Origin of the sequence: Klebsiella sp. K5-45 (assembly GCF_030128605.1) — a bacterium.
GTDB classification, from domain to species: Bacteria; Pseudomonadota; Gammaproteobacteria; order Enterobacterales; family Enterobacteriaceae; genus Klebsiella; species Klebsiella quasipneumoniae.
The window spans coordinates 279,104-294,156 of sequence record NZ_JAKUZW010000002.1; the positions used below are offsets into that span (position 1 = coordinate 279,104).

Sequence of the window (15,053 nt, forward strand, 5' to 3'; positions counted from 1 at the left end):
CAGCGCCGCCCGGCATCAGGTATAAGGCCTGGAGGGATCCATCCGCCAGAGGCCTGCGCCGCGGGTCAGGCTTTGCTCTCCTGCAACAGCTGCTGGATCACCTGCTCCTGGCGGGCATAATCCCCTTCGCCGAAGGCGGTATAGCGAAGCTGCCCGCGAGCGTCAAAAATGTAATGCGCCGGCCAGTATTGATTGCCAAAGGCGTTCCAGATGCTGTACTCATTATCCGCCACCACCGGGTAGGTTATCCGCCACTCCTTCACCGCCTGGCGAAGCAGCGGCAGCGAACGCTCCCAGGGATATTCAGGAGTATGCACGCCAATCACCACCAGCCCGGCCGCGCGGTATTTGTTCGCCCAGTCGCGCACGTAAGGCAGGGTATGCTGGCAGTTGATGCACTCCCGGGTCCAGAAATCCACCAGCACCACTTTGCCCTTCAGACGCTCCGGGGTTAACGCCGGGCTATTGAGCCATGCGCTGCCCCCCACCAGCGAAGGCATGGCGCTGCTGGGCTCGGGCATAGCGATCGGTTGCAGAACCGTTTTCTGCGTCGGCTGCGGCAGACGGGCGGCCAGCCGCTGCTCCAGCGCCTGACTCCACCCTCCCGCGCTTTGCAAATAGCGGTCGCCGCCGCTGGCGATCAGCGCCACCGAGGCCAGCATCGCCACCCCCGCCAGCCGGCGCAGCCGTTCGCCGAACGCCAGCCCGAAACGCAGACGGGCAATCAACGCCGCGCCGCACCACCCGAGCAGGAATAACATCAGCGCCCCGCCGCTGCCGTAGGCCAGCAGCAACCCACCGGTGGTCGCCTGGCCCGGATGCACAAAGCCCAGGCTCAGTATCGCCCCCAGTACCGGCCCGGCGCACGGCGCCCACAGCAGACCCACCGCCAGCCCGGCCAGCAACGAACCGATCCAGCCGCGCTGGCGTGAGCTGGCGTCGTTAAGCTGATTCCCCAGCGCCACCAGCGGTGAAGTCAGCCGCTGTGCGATGCGCTGCGAAAGCAGACTCAGCCCGACAAGGGCGAAGAACGCCAGCGCCAGGCTGCGTCCAACCAGAGTCAGATTGACCACCCAGCCGCTGGCGACCGTCACCAGCCACGAGACAACGCCGAACATCAGCGCCATTCCCGCCAGCATGATCGCCAGCTGCCCCCGGCGGCCCCGGACGCTGGCGAACAGCAGCGGGATCACCGGCAGCGTACAGGGGCTCAGCAGGGTTAACATCCCGCCGAAAAACGCAATTAATATCGACATCGCCTTCTCCTCATTGTGTCGTCGCTGCCGGGAGTGGCAGCCACGACATTACAGCAAGGAGATGTAGGGCGGATGTGTCAGGAAAGCGGGAGAATTGTCGGCTTAGTTTTCCAACTGCGCCGGAGATACAGCAGGATACAATCCCTGCGCGGCGAGACGCACGCTGGCGTCCAGGCCGCCCTGCGGGCGGTTGGACAGGCGCAGCGTGCCGTTCATCTGCCTGACAAGCTGCGCGGCGATCGCCAGTCCCAGACCGGTGCCGCCGGTATCGCGATTGCGCGAGTCCTCCAGGCGAAAAAAGGGCTGCAGCACCGCCTGCAGCGACGCCTCAGGGATCCCCGGCCCCTCATCCAGCACATGGATAGTGATATCCCCGGCGGCGTCGCGGGTCAGGGTTACCGTTACCGTGGCGCCGAATTTCAGCCCGTTATCGATAAGGTTAGTCATCACCCGGCGCAGGGCCTGCGGTGGGATCCACACCACCCCGGCGCTCTCCTCGGGGCAAAACCGCACCGGCCGGCCAACGTCGGCATAATCGCAGGCGATACTGTCGAGAAAGGCGTCAAGGTTCAGCCGCTGGCGCGCCTCCGCCAGCGGCTGCGAGGTGCGGGCGAAGGCGATACCTTCGCGCACCAGGCGGGTCATATTGTCGAGATCCTGCAGCAGTTTGTCGCGCAGTTCCGGCTGGTCGGCCATCTCCACCCGCAGCTTCATCCGGGTGATCGGCGTTTGCAGATCGTGGGAGATGGCGGCGAGGATCCGCGCCCGCTCCTGCAGATGATCGTGGATGCGGGTCTGCATCGCATTAAACGCGCGGGCGGCACGGCGCACCTCCTCCGGCCCCTGCTCGGCCATGGTTCCCGCCGTGTCGCTGGCCGGCTCAAGCGCATTCACCGCATGGGTAAAACGGGTGATGGGCAGCAGTACCTGGCGAACCGCGTACCAGGCGCAGGCCAGCAGGAGGACAAACTGAGCGATCAGCACCACCGGTAGCCAGCGGGCGATGGGCGGTAGCTTTGGCCACAGGTCGAGGGTCAAGGGGGCGCCATCGTGGAGGGTAATATGGGCCTGGATATGCTGACGCGGACCGGGGATCGCCACAATACTCACCGGATATTGCGCGCTCAGCGCCTCCTGCAGGGAGCGCGCCGCGTCCCGGGCGCGCCAGCTGTCCGGGTAGTCGCCGCGTTCGCCGGCGTCCAGCTGATAGCGGTAGTTGCCGCGCGCCAGCTTCGGCAGCCATTGCGGGCGTTCAGCGGGCGGCAGACGGTCGAGGATCGCCACGCTGGTGGCGACATCAGACGCCAGATTGCCCAGCATCACACTGCGGACGCTGCTCATTCGCTCATAAAACAGCAGCGACAGGGTTAAGGTGTTCGCCAGCAGCAGCGCCAGAAACAGCAGCGCCATCAGCCTCGACTGCAGCGAGACGGGCCAGAACCTCATTCATTCCTCTCGCGGATGGAGACCGGGACCGACAGCACATAGCCTTCGCTACGCACCGTCTTAATATAGGCCGGCTCCCGGGCATCCTCCCGCAGGCGCTGACGCAGTCGGCTCACCAGCAGGTCGATTGACCGTTCGAACAGTTCGGCGTCGCGTCCCTGGGTCAGATTGAGCAGCTGATCGCGGTTCAGCACCCGCTGGGGATGGTCGAGAAACACCCGCAGCAGTCGATATTCCGCCCCGCTGAGGGCGACAATCGCCCCGCTGAGGGCGACAATCGCCCCGCTGTCGTCCAGCAGATGGCGGGCGGCGGTATCGAGCAGCCAGTCGCCAAAGGCGATCAGCCTGCCCGCCTCGGTGATCTGCAGGTTGGGCGGCAGCGCCCGGGTGCGGCGTAAAATGGCCTTGATGCGCGCCAGCAGTTCGCGGGCCACAAAGGGTTTAATCAGATAATCGTCAGCCCCCATTTCCAGGCCGAGGATCCGGTCGCTGTCGTCGGTGCGGGCGGTGAGCATCAGCACCGGAATATCCTGCTGCGGGTTAGCGCGCAGCAGGCGGCAGAGCGTTAAGCCATCCTCGCCCGGCATCATGATATCCAGCACAATCAGGTCAATTTGATGATTTTTGAGCACCGACCACATGGCTTTGCCGTTCGCCGCGCCGCTGGCGCGATATCCCGATTTTTCCAGATAGTCGACAATCAGTTCCCGGATGTCGCGGTCGTCATCGACGACCAGGATGTGGTCAACACGCTCCAAAGGATGCTCCTGCGGCAAAATAAACTCTTCACAAGCATAAGCCGTGTTGCCGGAAGCGCAACGTCGCGCCGCCGGCAAGTCGCGGGTTACAACCGATCGGCGTCCACCACCGCCTGCACAAACGCCGTCGGATCCTCCTGCGGCGGGTTATGGCCTACCGCCCCCGGCAGATCCCGGTGCTCATATTTACCGGTAAATTTGGCCCGGTAGCTGGCCGGAGCCGGATGCGGCGCGCCGTTATTCGCCCCTTCCAGAGTGATGGTGGGCACGGTTATCGGCGGCAGCGCCGCCAGCCGTTGTTCATAGCCGGCATACTTCGCTTCCCCCTTCTCCAGCCCCAGGCGCCAGCGGTAGTTGCTGATGGCGATCGCCACGTGGTCCGGGTTATCCAGCGCCCGGGCGGTTTTGGCAAAGGTCGCGTCGCTGAATGGCCACTGCGGAGACGCCTGATGCCAGATAAATTTCGCAAAGTCGTGGGTGTTCTGCCGGTAACCGGCTTCGCCGCGCGGGGTGGCAAAATAGAACTGATACCACCACGACAGTTCCGCCTGCGGCGGCAGCGGTTTTTCGCCAATCTGCTGGCTGCTGATCAGATACCCGCTCACCGAGACCAGGGATTTCACCCGCTGCGGCCACAGCGCGGCGACGATATCCGCCGTGCGCGCCCCCCAGTCAAAGCCGGCCAGATCTGCCTGCCTGATGTTCAGGGCGTCCATCAAATGGACAATATCGGCCGCCATCGCCGACGGCTGACCATTACGCGGCGTTTTCGCCGACAGGAAACGGGTGGCGCCGTAGCCGCGCAGATACGGCACAATCACCCGGTAACCCTTCTGCGCTAAAGCCGGCGCCACCTGGGCATAGCTCTGAATATCGTAGGGCCAGCCGTGCAGCAGAATCACCGGCTGGCCGTCCCGCGGACCGATATCCACGTAGCCAATATTCAGATCGCCAGCGTGAATCTGGTGGATTTTGTCGAACGCCCCCGCGTCTTCAGCGGCGCAAACGGCGGCGGACCACAGGGTGGATAACCCCAGCGCCGCGGCGCTGGCATACCGGATCAGGGATAATCTGTTCATCGCTTTCTCACCTTTTATCTTCATCAAGAGAGTACGTGACCAGTTAAGCGGAAATTTGTATCCGCCATGTGCCCGACCGGGGCCATTTTTATCTCTTAATGTCAGGAACCCGCCGCGGGATACAGTGTGATACACAGTTCACGTTGGCAATTGTTGCGGGCTTGTGAATTTCTGCTTGCCCCCGGGCATAAATCCGCTACCGTGTCAGCCATTTTTACCACCTGATAACCCAGGAGCCCGCTATGGCGATTTTTGATGGTCACAATGACCTGCTGCTGAATCTCTGGCTTCACCATCGCGAGGATCCGGTGACCGCCTTCTTTGCCGGGATAGAGAACGGCCACCTCGATTATCCGCGTATTCTCCAGGGCGGTCTGGCCGGCGGCCTGTTCGCCCTCTTTGTGCCGCCGCAGGAGTACATCGCCCGTATGGCGCCGCAGTACGCCAGCCAGGCGTGGGATCCCTTAACGATCCTCTGGCAGCAGCTGGCTATTCTCAAGGCGATTTGCGCCCATGACGCCAGCCGCGCGCGGCTGTGCCTGAGCGCGGCGGATATCGAACGCTGTCGTCAGGATAAGGCGCTGGCGATGGTGGCGCACATCGAAGGCGCCGGCGGGTTCGACGCGCAAGGCGACGATCTGCAGGCCTTTTATCGCGCCGGGGTGCGCAGCATCGGTCCGTTCTGGAATATCGCTAATCGCTTCGGCTGCGGGGTCACCGGCGCCTTTCCCGGCAGCCCGGACAGCGGGCCGGGTCTTACCGGCGAGGGCATCGCGCTCATCGCCCAGGCCAACGCCCTGAAGATGCAGATCGATGTTTCGCACATGAATGAACAGGCTTTTTGGGATACCGCCCACCATTCCACCGCCCCGCTGGTGGCCACCCACTCCAATGCCCACGCCCTGTGCCCGCAGCCGCGCAACCTGACCGATCGGCAACTGCGGGCGATCCGCGACAGCGGCGGCGTAGTGGGCGTCAATTTCGGCAACGCCTTCCTGCGCGCCGACGGACGGCGCGATAGCGACACGCCCATCGCCACCATCGTCCGGCATATCGACTATCTTATTAACATAATGGGTGAGGATCATGTGGCCCTCGGTTCGGATTTTGACGGCGTCACCCTGCCGGACGCGCTGGGGGATGTGGCCGGCTTACCGCTGCTAATCAATGCCTTGCGTGACAGCGGCTATGATCAATTGGTGCTGGATAAGCTGCTGTGGCGTAACTGGCTGCGGGTATTAAAACATGTTTGGCAACAATAGGTTATATTGTAAACATAAAGTTAAATCCTTACAGATTCCGGGTTGATCTCTCACCCGGTGAAGCGCAATATGCGGCGGCCGTCACAGATCCTGCATTATCCGTGAGGCCTGTGGTCATTTTTAAGAGGAACAAAACATGTGGAAGAAACCTGCTTTTATCGATTTACGTCTCGGTCTGGAAGTGACGCTGTACATTTCTAACCGCTAATCGCCCCGCCCGCCGTTCGCGCGGGCATCTTTTTACATTACCCGGTCCGTCTTCATGTTCATTAAAGTCCTCGGTTCCGCCGCCGGCGGCGGTTTCCCGCAATGGAACTGCAACTGCGCCAACTGCCAGGGTCTGCGCGACGGCACGATCCAGGCCAGCGCCCGCACCCAGTCGTCGATCATCGTCAGCGATAACGGTCAGGAGTGGGTGCTGTGCAACGCCTCGCCGGATATCAGTCAGCAGATTTCCCACACGCCCGAGTTAAATAAAGCCGGCGTGCTGCGCGGAACGCATATCGGCGGCATTATTCTCACCGACAGCCAGATCGACCACACCACCGGGTTACTGAGCCTGCGCGAAGGCTGCCCGCACCAGGTGTGGTGCACCCCGGAGGTCCATGAGGATCTCTCCACCGGTTTCCCGGTGTTTACCATGCTTCGACACTGGAACGGCGGCCTGGTGCATCACCCCATCGCGCCGCAGCAGCCTTTTACCGTTGACGCCTGTCCTGATTTGCAGTTTACCGCGGTGCCTATCGCCAGCAACGCGCCGCCCTATTCACCGTATCGCGACCGGCCGCTGCCGGGCCATAACGTGGCGCTGTTTATCGAAAACCGCCGCAACGGGCAGACGCTGTTCTACGCACCGGGGCTCGGTGAACCGGATAAGACCATTCTGCCATGGCTGCAAAAAGCGGATTGTCTGCTGATCGATGGCACCGTCTGGCAGGATGACGAACTGCAGGCCGCCGGCGTTGGGCGCAATACCGGCCGCGATATGGGCCACCTGGCGCTCGGTGATGAGCACGGGATGATGGCCCTGCTGGCCTCCCTGTCGGCAAAACGTAAAATTCTTATTCATATCAATAACACCAACCCGATCCTTAACGAGCGGTCTCCCCAGCGCCAGGCGCTGACGCAACAGGGGATTGAAGTGAGCTGGGACGGGATGGCTATCACCCTTCAGGAAACCGCATGCTGATCACCGACACGCTGTCGCCGCAGGCCTTTGAAGAGGCCCTGCGGGCCAAAGGCGCCTTCTACCATATTCACCACCCTTACCACATTGCCATGCATAACGGCGACGCGACCCGCGAGCAAATTCAGGGCTGGGTGGCGAACCGGTTTTACTACCAGACCACCATTCCGCTGAAAGACGCGGCGATCATGGCCAACTGCCCGGACGCGCAGACCCGGCGCAAATGGGTGCAGCGGATCCTCGACCACGATGGCAGCCATGGCGAGGACGGCGGGATTGAAGCCTGGCTGCGGCTGGGAGAAGCGGTCGGTCTGAGCCGCGACGATCTGCTCAGCGAGCGCCACGTCTTGCCCGGCGTGCGCTTCGCGGTGGATGCCTATCTTAATTTCGCCCGTCGCGCCTGCTGGCAGGAGGCGGCCTGCAGCTCTCTGACCGAGCTGTTCGCCCCGCAGATCCATCAGTCGCGCCTCGACAGCTGGCCGCAGCACTACCCGTGGATCAAAGAGGAAGGCTATTTTTACTTCCGCAGCCGTCTGAGCCAGGCCAACCGCGACGTGGAGCATGGCCTGGCGCTGGCGAAGGCCTACTGCGACAGCGCTGAAAAACAGAACCGGATGCTGGAGATCCTGCAGTTTAAGCTCGACATTTTATGGTCGATGCTTGACGCCATGACCATGGCCTATGCCCTGCAGCGCCCGCCCTATCATACGGTCACCGACAAGGCGGCCTGGCACACGACCCGACTGGTGTAACCATGCAAAAAACCTCCATCGTCGCCTTTCGTCGCGGCTACCGTCTGCAGTGGGAAGCTGCCCAGGAGAGCCATGTGATCCTCTATCCGGAGGGAATGGCTAAACTCAATGAGACCGCCGCGGCGATCCTCGAGCTGGTGGACGGCCGGCGTGACGTCGCGGCAATTATCGCCGTGCTCAACGAACGCTTCCCGGAAGCCGGTGGCGTCGATGACGACGTCATCGAGTTCCTGCAGATAGCCTGTCAACAGAAGTGGATCACCTGCCGTGAGCCAGAGTAAACCCGCCGTCAATCCGCCGCTGTGGCTGCTGGCGGAGCTAACCTACCGCTGCCCGCTGCAGTGCCCCTACTGTTCGAATCCGCTGGACTTCGCCCAACAGGACAAGGAGCTGACCACCGAACAATGGATCGAGGTCTTTCGCCAGGCGCGGGCGATGGGCAGCGTACAGCTGGGCTTTTCCGGCGGCGAGCCGCTGACCCGTAAAGATCTGCCAGAGCTGATCCGCGCCGCGCGCGACCTCGGATTCTATACCAACCTGATCACCTCCGGCATAGGGCTGACGGAGAGCAAACTCGACGCCTTCAGCGAGGCCGGGCTGGACCATATCCAGATTAGCTTCCAGGCCAGCGATGAGGTGCTCAACGCTGCGCTGGCCGGTAACAAAAAAGCCTTCCAGCAGAAGCTGGCGATGGCCAGGGCGGTAAAAGCGCGCGACTACCCGATGGTGCTCAACTTCGTTCTTCACCGGCACAACATCGATCAGCTGGATAAAATTATCGCGCTGTGCATTGAGCTGGAAGCGGATGACGTTGAGCTGGCCACCTGCCAGTTCTACGGTTGGGCGTTCCTCAATCGCGAGGGGCTGCTGCCGACCCGGGAACAGATCGCCCGCGCCGAGCAGGTGGTCGCCGACTACCGGCAGAAAATGGCCGCCAGCGGCAATCTCACCAACCTGCTGTTTGTCACCCCGGACTATTACGAAGAGCGGCCGAAAGGCTGCATGGGCGGCTGGGGATCGATTTTCCTCAGCGTTACCCCGGAAGGCACCGCCCTGCCGTGCCACAGCGCGCGTCAGCTGCCGGTGGCGTTTCCGTCGGTGCTGGAGCAGAGCCTGGAGTCGATCTGGTATGACTCGTTCGGCTTCAATCGCTACCGTGGGTATGACTGGATGCCGGAGCCGTGCCGCTCCTGTGATGAAAAAGAGAAAGACTTCGGCGGCTGCCGCTGCCAGGCCTTTATGCTGACCGGCAGCGCCGATAACGCCGACCCGGTGTGCAGCAAATCGCCGCATCATCACAAAATCCTCGACGCCCGGCGCGAAGCGGCCTGCAGCGACATAAAAGTCAGCCAGCTGCAGTTCCGCAACCGTACCCGCTCGCAGCTGATCTACAAAACCCGGGACCTGTAATGACGCTGGCGACACGCACCGTCACGCTGCCGGGCGGCCTGCAGGCCACCCTGGTCCATCAGCCGCATGCCGATCGCGCCGCGGCCCTGGCGCGGGTCGCCGCCGGCAGCCACCACGAACCATCGCGCTTTCCCGGTCTGGCGCACCTGCTGGAGCATCTGCTGTTTTACGGCGGTGAGCGCTACCGGGATGATGACCGGCTGATGGGCTGGGTGCAGCGCCAGGGCGGAAGCGTGAATGCCACCACCCTGGCCCGCCACAGCGCGTTCTTTTTCGAGGTCGCCGCCGATGGTCTGGCTGACGGTGTCGCGCGTCTACAGGAGATGCTGCAGGCGCCGCGGCTGCTCAGGGAAGATATTCAGCGTGAAGTGGCGGTGATTGACGCCGAGTACCGCCTGATCCAGCAGCATGAGCCGTCGCGCCGGGAAGCCGCCGTGCGCCACGCCGCCAGCGCGCCCGCGGCCTTTCGCCGCTTTCAGGTAGGCAATGCCGACGCGCTGGCGGGCGATCTCCCTGCACTGCAGGCGGCGTTACGTGATTTTCACCGCACCCATTACGTCGCCCGGCGGATGCAGCTCTGGCTGCAAGGGCCGCAGTCGCTGGAGGCGCTCGGCGAGCTGGCGGCCCGTTTCGCCGTCGGGCTTGCCGCAGGCGAGGCTCCACCGCCGGCGCCGCCGCTGCGCCTGGGCGAGTCCACTGCACTGCAGCTGGCGGTCTCCAGCCAGCCCGCGCTGTGGCGCAGCCCGCTGATCGCCTTAAGTGACAACGTCACGTTATTGCGCGAGTTTTTGCTTGATGAAGCCCCTGGCAGCCTGATGGCCGGGCTGCGCCAGCGTGGCCAGGCGCAAGAGGTGGCGCTGAGCTGGTTGTATCAGGATCAGCGCCTCGGCTGGCTGGCGCTGGTCTTCGCCAGCGACCGGCCGGAACAGGTCGACCAGCAGATAACCCACTGGCTGCAGGCGCTACGGCAGACGACGCCAGACCAGCAGCAACACTACTATCAGCTGTCCTGGCGCCGTTTTCAAACGCTGTCGCCCCTCGATCAGCTGCGCCAGCGGGCATTCGGCTTTGCCCCCGGCGGGCCGCCCGTCGGGTTCGCCGATTTTTGCGCCGCCCTGCAGGCCGCCCCCACGGTCAGCCTGGCCTGCCAGACCATTTCCCCAGGGGAGCCTGTTGCCACCCAGGGCTTTAGCCTGCCGCTTAGCCGGTGGTGGCGCCGCCCGGTCTCTGACCCGGCGCTGGAATTCGCTTTTTATCCGCAAGCCGCTGGCGGCCTCGCCGCGGAAAACCCGGAGAAAGCTGCGCCGCTGCTCCATCTCCCGTCACCGGGCGAGCCGCCGAGGCTCCTGCTCCGACCGCCCTTCTACTGCTCGCCCGATCAGGCCGAAGGGCTGGCGCGCGGGGAACAGCTGCGCCCGCTGCTCGCCGCGCTGCGCCACGCCGGGGGCCGCGGCGAGTGGCATCGCGTCGACGGCAGCTGGCAGTTGCTCCTGCAGTGGCCAGCGTCCGGCCGACGGCCGGCGGCGATCCTGCAGGCCATTGTGCGGCAGCTCGCACTCCCGGTCGCCCCGCTGGCCCCGCCGCCGGAGAGTATTGCTATCCGTCATCTCATGGCTTTGCTCCCCGATCGGTTGGGCGCATCAGAGCTTCAGGAAGGTTGGCTGGCGGCCCTGACCGGCGGCAGCGCAGAGGATGCGCAGTGGATCGCGCGCCAGCTGAGCCTGCTTAGCGCCCGGGTTAACCCGCCGGGCAACCTCCCCGTCCCTTGCCGCCGCGGCGTCGAACGGCTGACTTTCCCCGGGGGCGATACAGCGCTGCTGGTCTTTATTCCGCTGCCGGAAGGCGCCTCGCTGGCGGCCCTGAGGGTGCTGGCGCAGCGCTGTGAGCCACTCTTTTTCCAGCGCCTGCGGGTGGAGCAGCAGATCGGCTATGTGGTGAGCTGCCGCTATCAGCGCGTCGCCGATCGCGACGGGCTGCTGATGGCGCTCCAGTCCCCGGATCGCCGCGCCGTGGCGCTGCTGCGCTGTTGCAACACCTTTTTGCGCCAGCTGCCGCCGCTGGATGAAGCGACCTTCAGGCCGCTACAGCAGCGCCTGGCCGCACAGGTTCGCGCCCGGACGCCGCCCGAGGCGCAAGCTCTGGCCGTCCTGCGTCAGAAGTATGGTTTAGCGGAGCTGACGCCGCAGGCGGCTGACGCGCTGCGCGTTGAAGAGGTCGACGACCTGGCCTACGAGATGTCCCGCCGTCGTCGCCGCTGGCGGGTACTGTTCACTGCCGGGGATTAATGGCCGGGGGCATCAGGGGGCAGATAGGCACTGACGAAGCGCGAGAGGATCGCCGCGGCCTGCGGGCTCTCCTGCACTTCATCGTGTAATCGCTTCGCGTCGATGCCCTCCGCCTGCAGCACCGCCTCCCGGTAGCGGATCAGCGAGCGGGCAATCGGCGCGGTGAATTCCGGGTGAAACTGCGTGGAGACCGCGTGCGGCCCGTAGCGCACGATCTGGTGGGGATCGTGGGAGGATGCGGCCAGCACCGTGGCCCCCTCCGGCAGACGGGTCACGGTTTGCAAATGGCTCAGATGCGCGGGAAATGCGGCCGGCAGGCCCCGCAGCAGCGGGTCGTCGACACCCCACGGCGATAGCGAAACGGTCTGGCTGCCGCTTTCCCGTCCGGCGGGATGATACGCCACCTCGCCCCCCAGGGCATGAGCCATCAGCTGATGGCCATAGCAAACGCCGAACAGCGGCATGCCGATGGCCACCGCCTGACGGATCCAGTCGGCGGTCCGTTCGCTCCATGCCAGACGGTCGGAGACCATCGCCCAGGAGCCGGTCAGCACCGCCACCGTCTGGCGATCCGGCGCCGGCAGCGGCTCGTCCTCAAACACCCGTACCGCGGTGAGCTGCGCCTGCCACGGCGCCAGCAGCGTGCGGAACCAGCGCGGCAGATCGCCATGCTCCTCACGGATGGCTGCCGGCGGCGTCCCGGTCTGAACCAGCAATAATCGGTTACGTGTCACCCTTCCTCCTCGCTCGTCATGTTCCCTGGAAAATACTATGCCGCCTGGAAGATGACGGGACAAATAACCAATTTCTATGAACGATGCGCCTGCGGAATAAGTCCAGCCGCTTACTGGGCGTCCGCGCTCTCCCGCTGCGGCACGTCGGCTGCGGCCGCCGGCGCCTGCTGCGGGACAAAAATATGGTCCAGAATGGCGCGCGCCGTCGGTCCGGCCACCACCCCATCCCCGCCGCCGTTCTCCAGGATTAGCGCCATCGCCACCTTCGGATGCTGATAAGGGGCAAACAGGGTATAGAAGATGTGATCCCGCAGACGCACCGGGATCATTTTGGCGTTATAGGTCTGGTTTTGCTTCAGACTGAACACCTGCGAAGTCCCGGACTTCGCCGCAATCTGGTACGGCGCGGTATGGAACAGCTTGTAGCCGGTGCCGTTGGGCAAATTCGCCATCCCGTACATGCCGTTGCGCACAATACCCCAGTACGGGGATTTTGGATCGCCCACCTGAGGCAGATCCGCCGGCTGCTGATAACGTTCCACATGATTGCCCTGCTTCATCGAATAGAGCAGATGCGGGTCCTGCACCTTACCGTTGTTCAGCAGCGTGGTGAGCGCTTTCACCATCTGGATGGGGGTGGCGATCCAGTATCCCTGGCCGATACCGACGGAGATGGTATCCCCCTGGTACCAGGGCTTTTTATGCACTCGCTGTTTCCACTCCCGGCTGGGCAGCACCCCGCTATACTCCTCATTGAGATCGATGCCGGTGGACTGGCCGTAGCCGAATTTGCTCAGCCACTCATGGATCCGGTCGATGCCCATCTCGAAGGCAACCTGGTAGAAAAAGGTGTCCGCCGACTCTTCAATGGCTTTGGTCACGTTGAGCATGCCGTGGCCGGTTTTCAGCCAGTCGCGGTAGCGACGCTGCGTGCCCGGCAGGGTCCACGTCGGCGCCCCGAAGAAGGTGGTGTTCGGCGTGATCACACCGGCGGAGAGCGCCGACAGCGCCATATAGGGCTTCACCGTCGAGGCCGGGGGATACAGCCCCTGGGTGACGCGGTTGATCAGCGGCCGGTCCGGGTTATCCAGCAGCGATTTATAGGCCTGATAGCCGATACCTTTGACGAACGGGTTAGGATCATAGCTGGGGCTGGAGACCATCGCCAGCACCCCGCCATCCCGGGGATCGACCACCACCACCGCCGCGCGCTGCCCCTTCAGTACCGACTCAATATACTGCTGCAGGTGCAGGTCAAGGGTCAGGTAGAGGTTTTTCCCGGCCACCGGCGGTACTTCTTTCAACAGACGCACCACCCGGCCGTGGTTGTCCACTTCCACCTCCTGGTAGCCGGTGGTGCCGTGGAGCGCTTTTTCGTAATAACCCTCGATCCCCTGCTTGCCGATATTGTGGTCGGCAGCATAGTTCTCCTCTTCGCCATCTTTCGCCAGCCGCTGCAGGTCGCTGTCGTTGATTTTCGACACATAGCCCACCACGTGCGCCAGCTCTGCGCCGTAGGGGTATTCACGCTGCTGATAGCTCTCCACCGTCACCCCGGGGAAACGGAATTCGTTGACCGCGAAGCGGGCCACCTCCACGTCGCTGAGGTCGGATTTGAGGGTAACCGCTTTATAGCGGCTGCTGTGGTGCATATCGTCGCGGAAGCTGGCGATGTCGTCCGGCGTCAGGTCGACAATCGGCGTCAGGGTTTGCAGCAGCGCGGCCATATCGGGAATTTTGCTCGGGATCACCTGCAGGCGATACAGGGTAATATTCTGCACCAGCGGTATGCCGTTGCGATCGAATATCAGCCCGCGGCTGGGGGCGATGGGCAGCATTTTAATATCGTTTTGGTTGGAGCGGGTCTGGTAGAAATCGTGCTGCTCCACCTGCAGATGGTAGAGGTTGAAAATCAGCACGCCAAAGCAGACCACCACCAGCAGAAAGGCGATTGCGGCCCGGCGGATAAACAGCATCTCTTCCGCGGAGTGGTCGCGAATTTCATCTCTCAAAAGGGGCATTAGCGGTACATCACCTGGATCACGGGAAAAGCCAACGGCGTAACGGCCGGGAAGCATAGCCTTATCGCGGCGTTAGCCCTACTGAAAGGTTGCTAATGATCTGGCAGAAATGTTTCAGCATGTTAGAGCCTGGAGAGCCTTTCTCTGTGGCAGAAAGGCATCAGGGTGCGAGGTTAGCCAGCGACGGATATCGCTGGCCTCCCTTTTCCCGACAAACCCGGTTATTTTCTGGCCTCAAAAGCGATCTTAACCGCCATTCCGGCCAGTACCGTCGCCATCAGCCAGCGTTGAAATTGTTGCCAGCCCGGCCGCCGGCTAAGAAATAACGCCACCTGCCCGGCCAGCAAGATAATCAGGCCGTTCACCGCCACACTGATTAATACCTGAGTACAGCCTAACATTAACGACTGGCTGAGCACGCTACCGAGTCCGGGGGTGATAAACTGCGGCAGCAGGGACAAATAGAGGATAGCAACTTTGGGGTTCGCCAGGCTGGTGATAAATCCCATCAGAAACAGCTTACGCCCACTGTCCGCAGGTAATTCACGCACCGCGAATATCGGCCTCCCTCCTGGTTTTATCGCCTGCCACGCCAGATAGAGCAAATAAGCGACCCCGCATAAACGCAAGGCATCGTAGGCATAAGGGACCGCGAAAACCAACGCGGTAATGCCGAAAGCGGCACACAGCATATAGAAGAAAAAGCCCACGGCAACCCCGGCAAGGGAGATAAAGCCAGCGCGTTTTCCCTGGCAAATCGAACGCGAAGTGAGATACATCATATTGGGGCCGGGGGTTAACACTAATCCCAGCGCCACCGCGGCAAAGGCCATTAATGAAGCGAATTCAGGCATAACTTATCTC

General features: G+C 62.9%; 14 protein-coding genes. 7 read left to right on the forward strand and 7 right to left on the reverse strand.

From position 1 onward, the window contains the following. Nucleotides 1-65: 65 nt before the first annotated feature. The 4 genes from MKS11_RS05330 to MKS11_RS05345 all read right to left on the reverse strand — a co-directional run bounded on the left by MKS11_RS05330 (nt 66) and on the right by MKS11_RS05345 (nt 4,539). On the reverse strand, nt 66-1,256 hold the full coding sequence (locus MKS11_RS05330) for a cytochrome c biogenesis protein/redoxin (RefSeq protein ID WP_087771401.1): 1,191 nt from the start codon (nt 1,254-1,256) through the stop codon (nt 66-68). A 102-nt stretch (nt 1,257-1,358) separates the two neighbouring features. Beyond that, nucleotides 1,359-2,702 (reverse strand): HAMP domain-containing sensor histidine kinase, encoded by a 1,344-nt coding sequence (locus tag MKS11_RS05335; RefSeq protein WP_087771402.1) that lies wholly within the window; start codon nt 2,700-2,702, stop codon nt 1,359-1,361. Then, nucleotides 2,699-3,460: a response regulator gene (locus MKS11_RS05340; protein WP_284109435.1), complete on the reverse strand. Its 762-nt coding sequence runs from the start codon at nt 3,458-3,460 to the stop codon at nt 2,699-2,701. Before MKS11_RS05340 ends, MKS11_RS05335 begins: the two co-directional genes overlap by 4 nt. Nucleotides 3,461-3,546: 86 nt before the next feature. Continuing rightward, nucleotides 3,547-4,539, reverse strand: coding sequence for an alpha/beta fold hydrolase (locus MKS11_RS05345; protein ID WP_087771404.1), 993 nt, complete (start codon nt 4,537-4,539; stop codon nt 3,547-3,549). 242 nt (nt 4,540-4,781) lie between these two features. Here MKS11_RS05345 and MKS11_RS05350 point away from each other — a divergent pair, with 242 nt between their 5' ends. The 7 genes from MKS11_RS05350 to pqqF all read left to right on the forward strand — a co-directional run bounded on the left by MKS11_RS05350 (nt 4,782) and on the right by pqqF (nt 11,434). After that, a complete protein-coding gene (locus MKS11_RS05350) occupies nt 4,782-5,801 on the forward strand; it encodes a dipeptidase (RefSeq protein WP_060655872.1) in 1,020 nt (339 codons plus the stop codon). Between the two features lie 136 nt (nt 5,802-5,937). Beyond that, nucleotides 5,938-6,009, forward strand: a complete 72-nt coding sequence (gene pqqA, locus MKS11_RS05355; protein WP_002905689.1) for a pyrroloquinoline quinone precursor peptide PqqA — start codon at nt 5,938-5,940, stop codon at nt 6,007-6,009. 54 nt (nt 6,010-6,063) lie between these two features. After that, nucleotides 6,064-6,990, forward strand: coding sequence for a pyrroloquinoline quinone biosynthesis protein PqqB (gene pqqB / locus MKS11_RS05360; RefSeq protein ID WP_048294906.1), 927 nt, complete (start codon nt 6,064-6,066; stop codon nt 6,988-6,990). Continuing rightward, a complete protein-coding gene (gene pqqC / locus MKS11_RS05365) occupies nt 6,984-7,739 on the forward strand; it encodes a pyrroloquinoline-quinone synthase PqqC (protein ID WP_004143685.1) in 756 nt (251 codons plus the stop codon). Before pqqB ends, pqqC begins: the two co-directional genes overlap by 7 nt. Before the next feature lie 2 nt (nt 7,740-7,741). Further along, entirely contained in the window at nt 7,742-8,020 is a 279-nt protein-coding gene (gene pqqD, locus MKS11_RS05370) for a pyrroloquinoline quinone biosynthesis peptide chaperone PqqD (protein WP_004202592.1), read from the forward strand. Then, nucleotides 8,007-9,149: a pyrroloquinoline quinone biosynthesis protein PqqE gene (pqqE, locus tag MKS11_RS05375; protein ID WP_023318333.1), complete on the forward strand. Its 1,143-nt coding sequence runs from the start codon at nt 8,007-8,009 to the stop codon at nt 9,147-9,149. Before pqqD ends, pqqE begins: the two co-directional genes overlap by 14 nt. Further along, nucleotides 9,149-11,434 (forward strand): pyrroloquinoline quinone biosynthesis protein PqqF, encoded by a 2,286-nt coding sequence (gene pqqF, locus MKS11_RS05380; RefSeq protein ID WP_087771405.1) that lies wholly within the window; start codon nt 9,149-9,151, stop codon nt 11,432-11,434. The genes pqqE and pqqF overlap by 1 nt, the downstream gene beginning before the upstream one ends. Here pqqF and MKS11_RS05385 read toward each other — a convergent pair. From MKS11_RS05385 to MKS11_RS05395, 3 genes are all read right to left on the reverse strand, one after another. Further along, nucleotides 11,431-12,168 (reverse strand): glutamine amidotransferase, encoded by a 738-nt coding sequence (locus MKS11_RS05385; RefSeq protein ID WP_069603046.1) that lies wholly within the window; start codon nt 12,166-12,168, stop codon nt 11,431-11,433. The two genes, pqqF and MKS11_RS05385, sit on opposite strands and share 4 nt — an antisense overlap. 110 nt (nt 12,169-12,278) lie before the next feature. Next, nucleotides 12,279-14,189: a penicillin-binding protein 2 gene (mrdA, locus tag MKS11_RS05390; protein WP_165474077.1), complete on the reverse strand. Its 1,911-nt coding sequence runs from the start codon at nt 14,187-14,189 to the stop codon at nt 12,279-12,281. A gap of 221 nt (nt 14,190-14,410) precedes the next feature. Further along, nucleotides 14,411-15,043, reverse strand: a complete 633-nt coding sequence (locus tag MKS11_RS05395; RefSeq protein WP_004202603.1) for a LysE family translocator — start codon at nt 15,041-15,043, stop codon at nt 14,411-14,413. Between the last annotated feature and the right edge of the window lie 10 nt (nt 15,044-15,053).

Coding starts and splice junctions, on each gene's coding strand:
- MKS11_RS05330 (WP_087771401.1), bottom strand. CDS start 1,256: ATGTCGATATTAATTGCGTTTTTCGGCGGGATGTTAACCCTGCTGAGC.
- MKS11_RS05335 (WP_087771402.1), bottom strand. CDS start 2,702: ATGAGGTTCTGGCCCGTCTCGCTGCAGTCGAGGCTGATGGCGCTGCTG.
- MKS11_RS05345 (WP_087771404.1), bottom strand. CDS start 4,539: ATGAACAGATTATCCCTGATCCGGTATGCCAGCGCCGCGGCGCTGGGG.
- MKS11_RS05350 (WP_060655872.1), top strand. CDS start 4,782: ATGGCGATTTTTGATGGTCACAATGACCTGCTGCTGAATCTCTGGCTT.
- pqqB (WP_048294906.1), top strand. CDS start 6,064: ATGTTCATTAAAGTCCTCGGTTCCGCCGCCGGCGGCGGTTTCCCGCAA.
- pqqC (WP_004143685.1), top strand. CDS start 6,984: ATGCTGATCACCGACACGCTGTCGCCGCAGGCCTTTGAAGAGGCCCTG.
- pqqD (WP_004202592.1), top strand. CDS start 7,742: ATGCAAAAAACCTCCATCGTCGCCTTTCGTCGCGGCTACCGTCTGCAG.
- pqqF (WP_087771405.1), top strand. CDS start 9,149: ATGACGCTGGCGACACGCACCGTCACGCTGCCGGGCGGCCTGCAGGCC.
- mrdA (WP_165474077.1), bottom strand. CDS start 14,189: ATGCCCCTTTTGAGAGATGAAATTCGCGACCACTCCGCGGAAGAGATG.
- MKS11_RS05395 (WP_004202603.1), bottom strand. CDS start 15,043: ATGCCTGAATTCGCTTCATTAATGGCCTTTGCCGCGGTGGCGCTGGGA.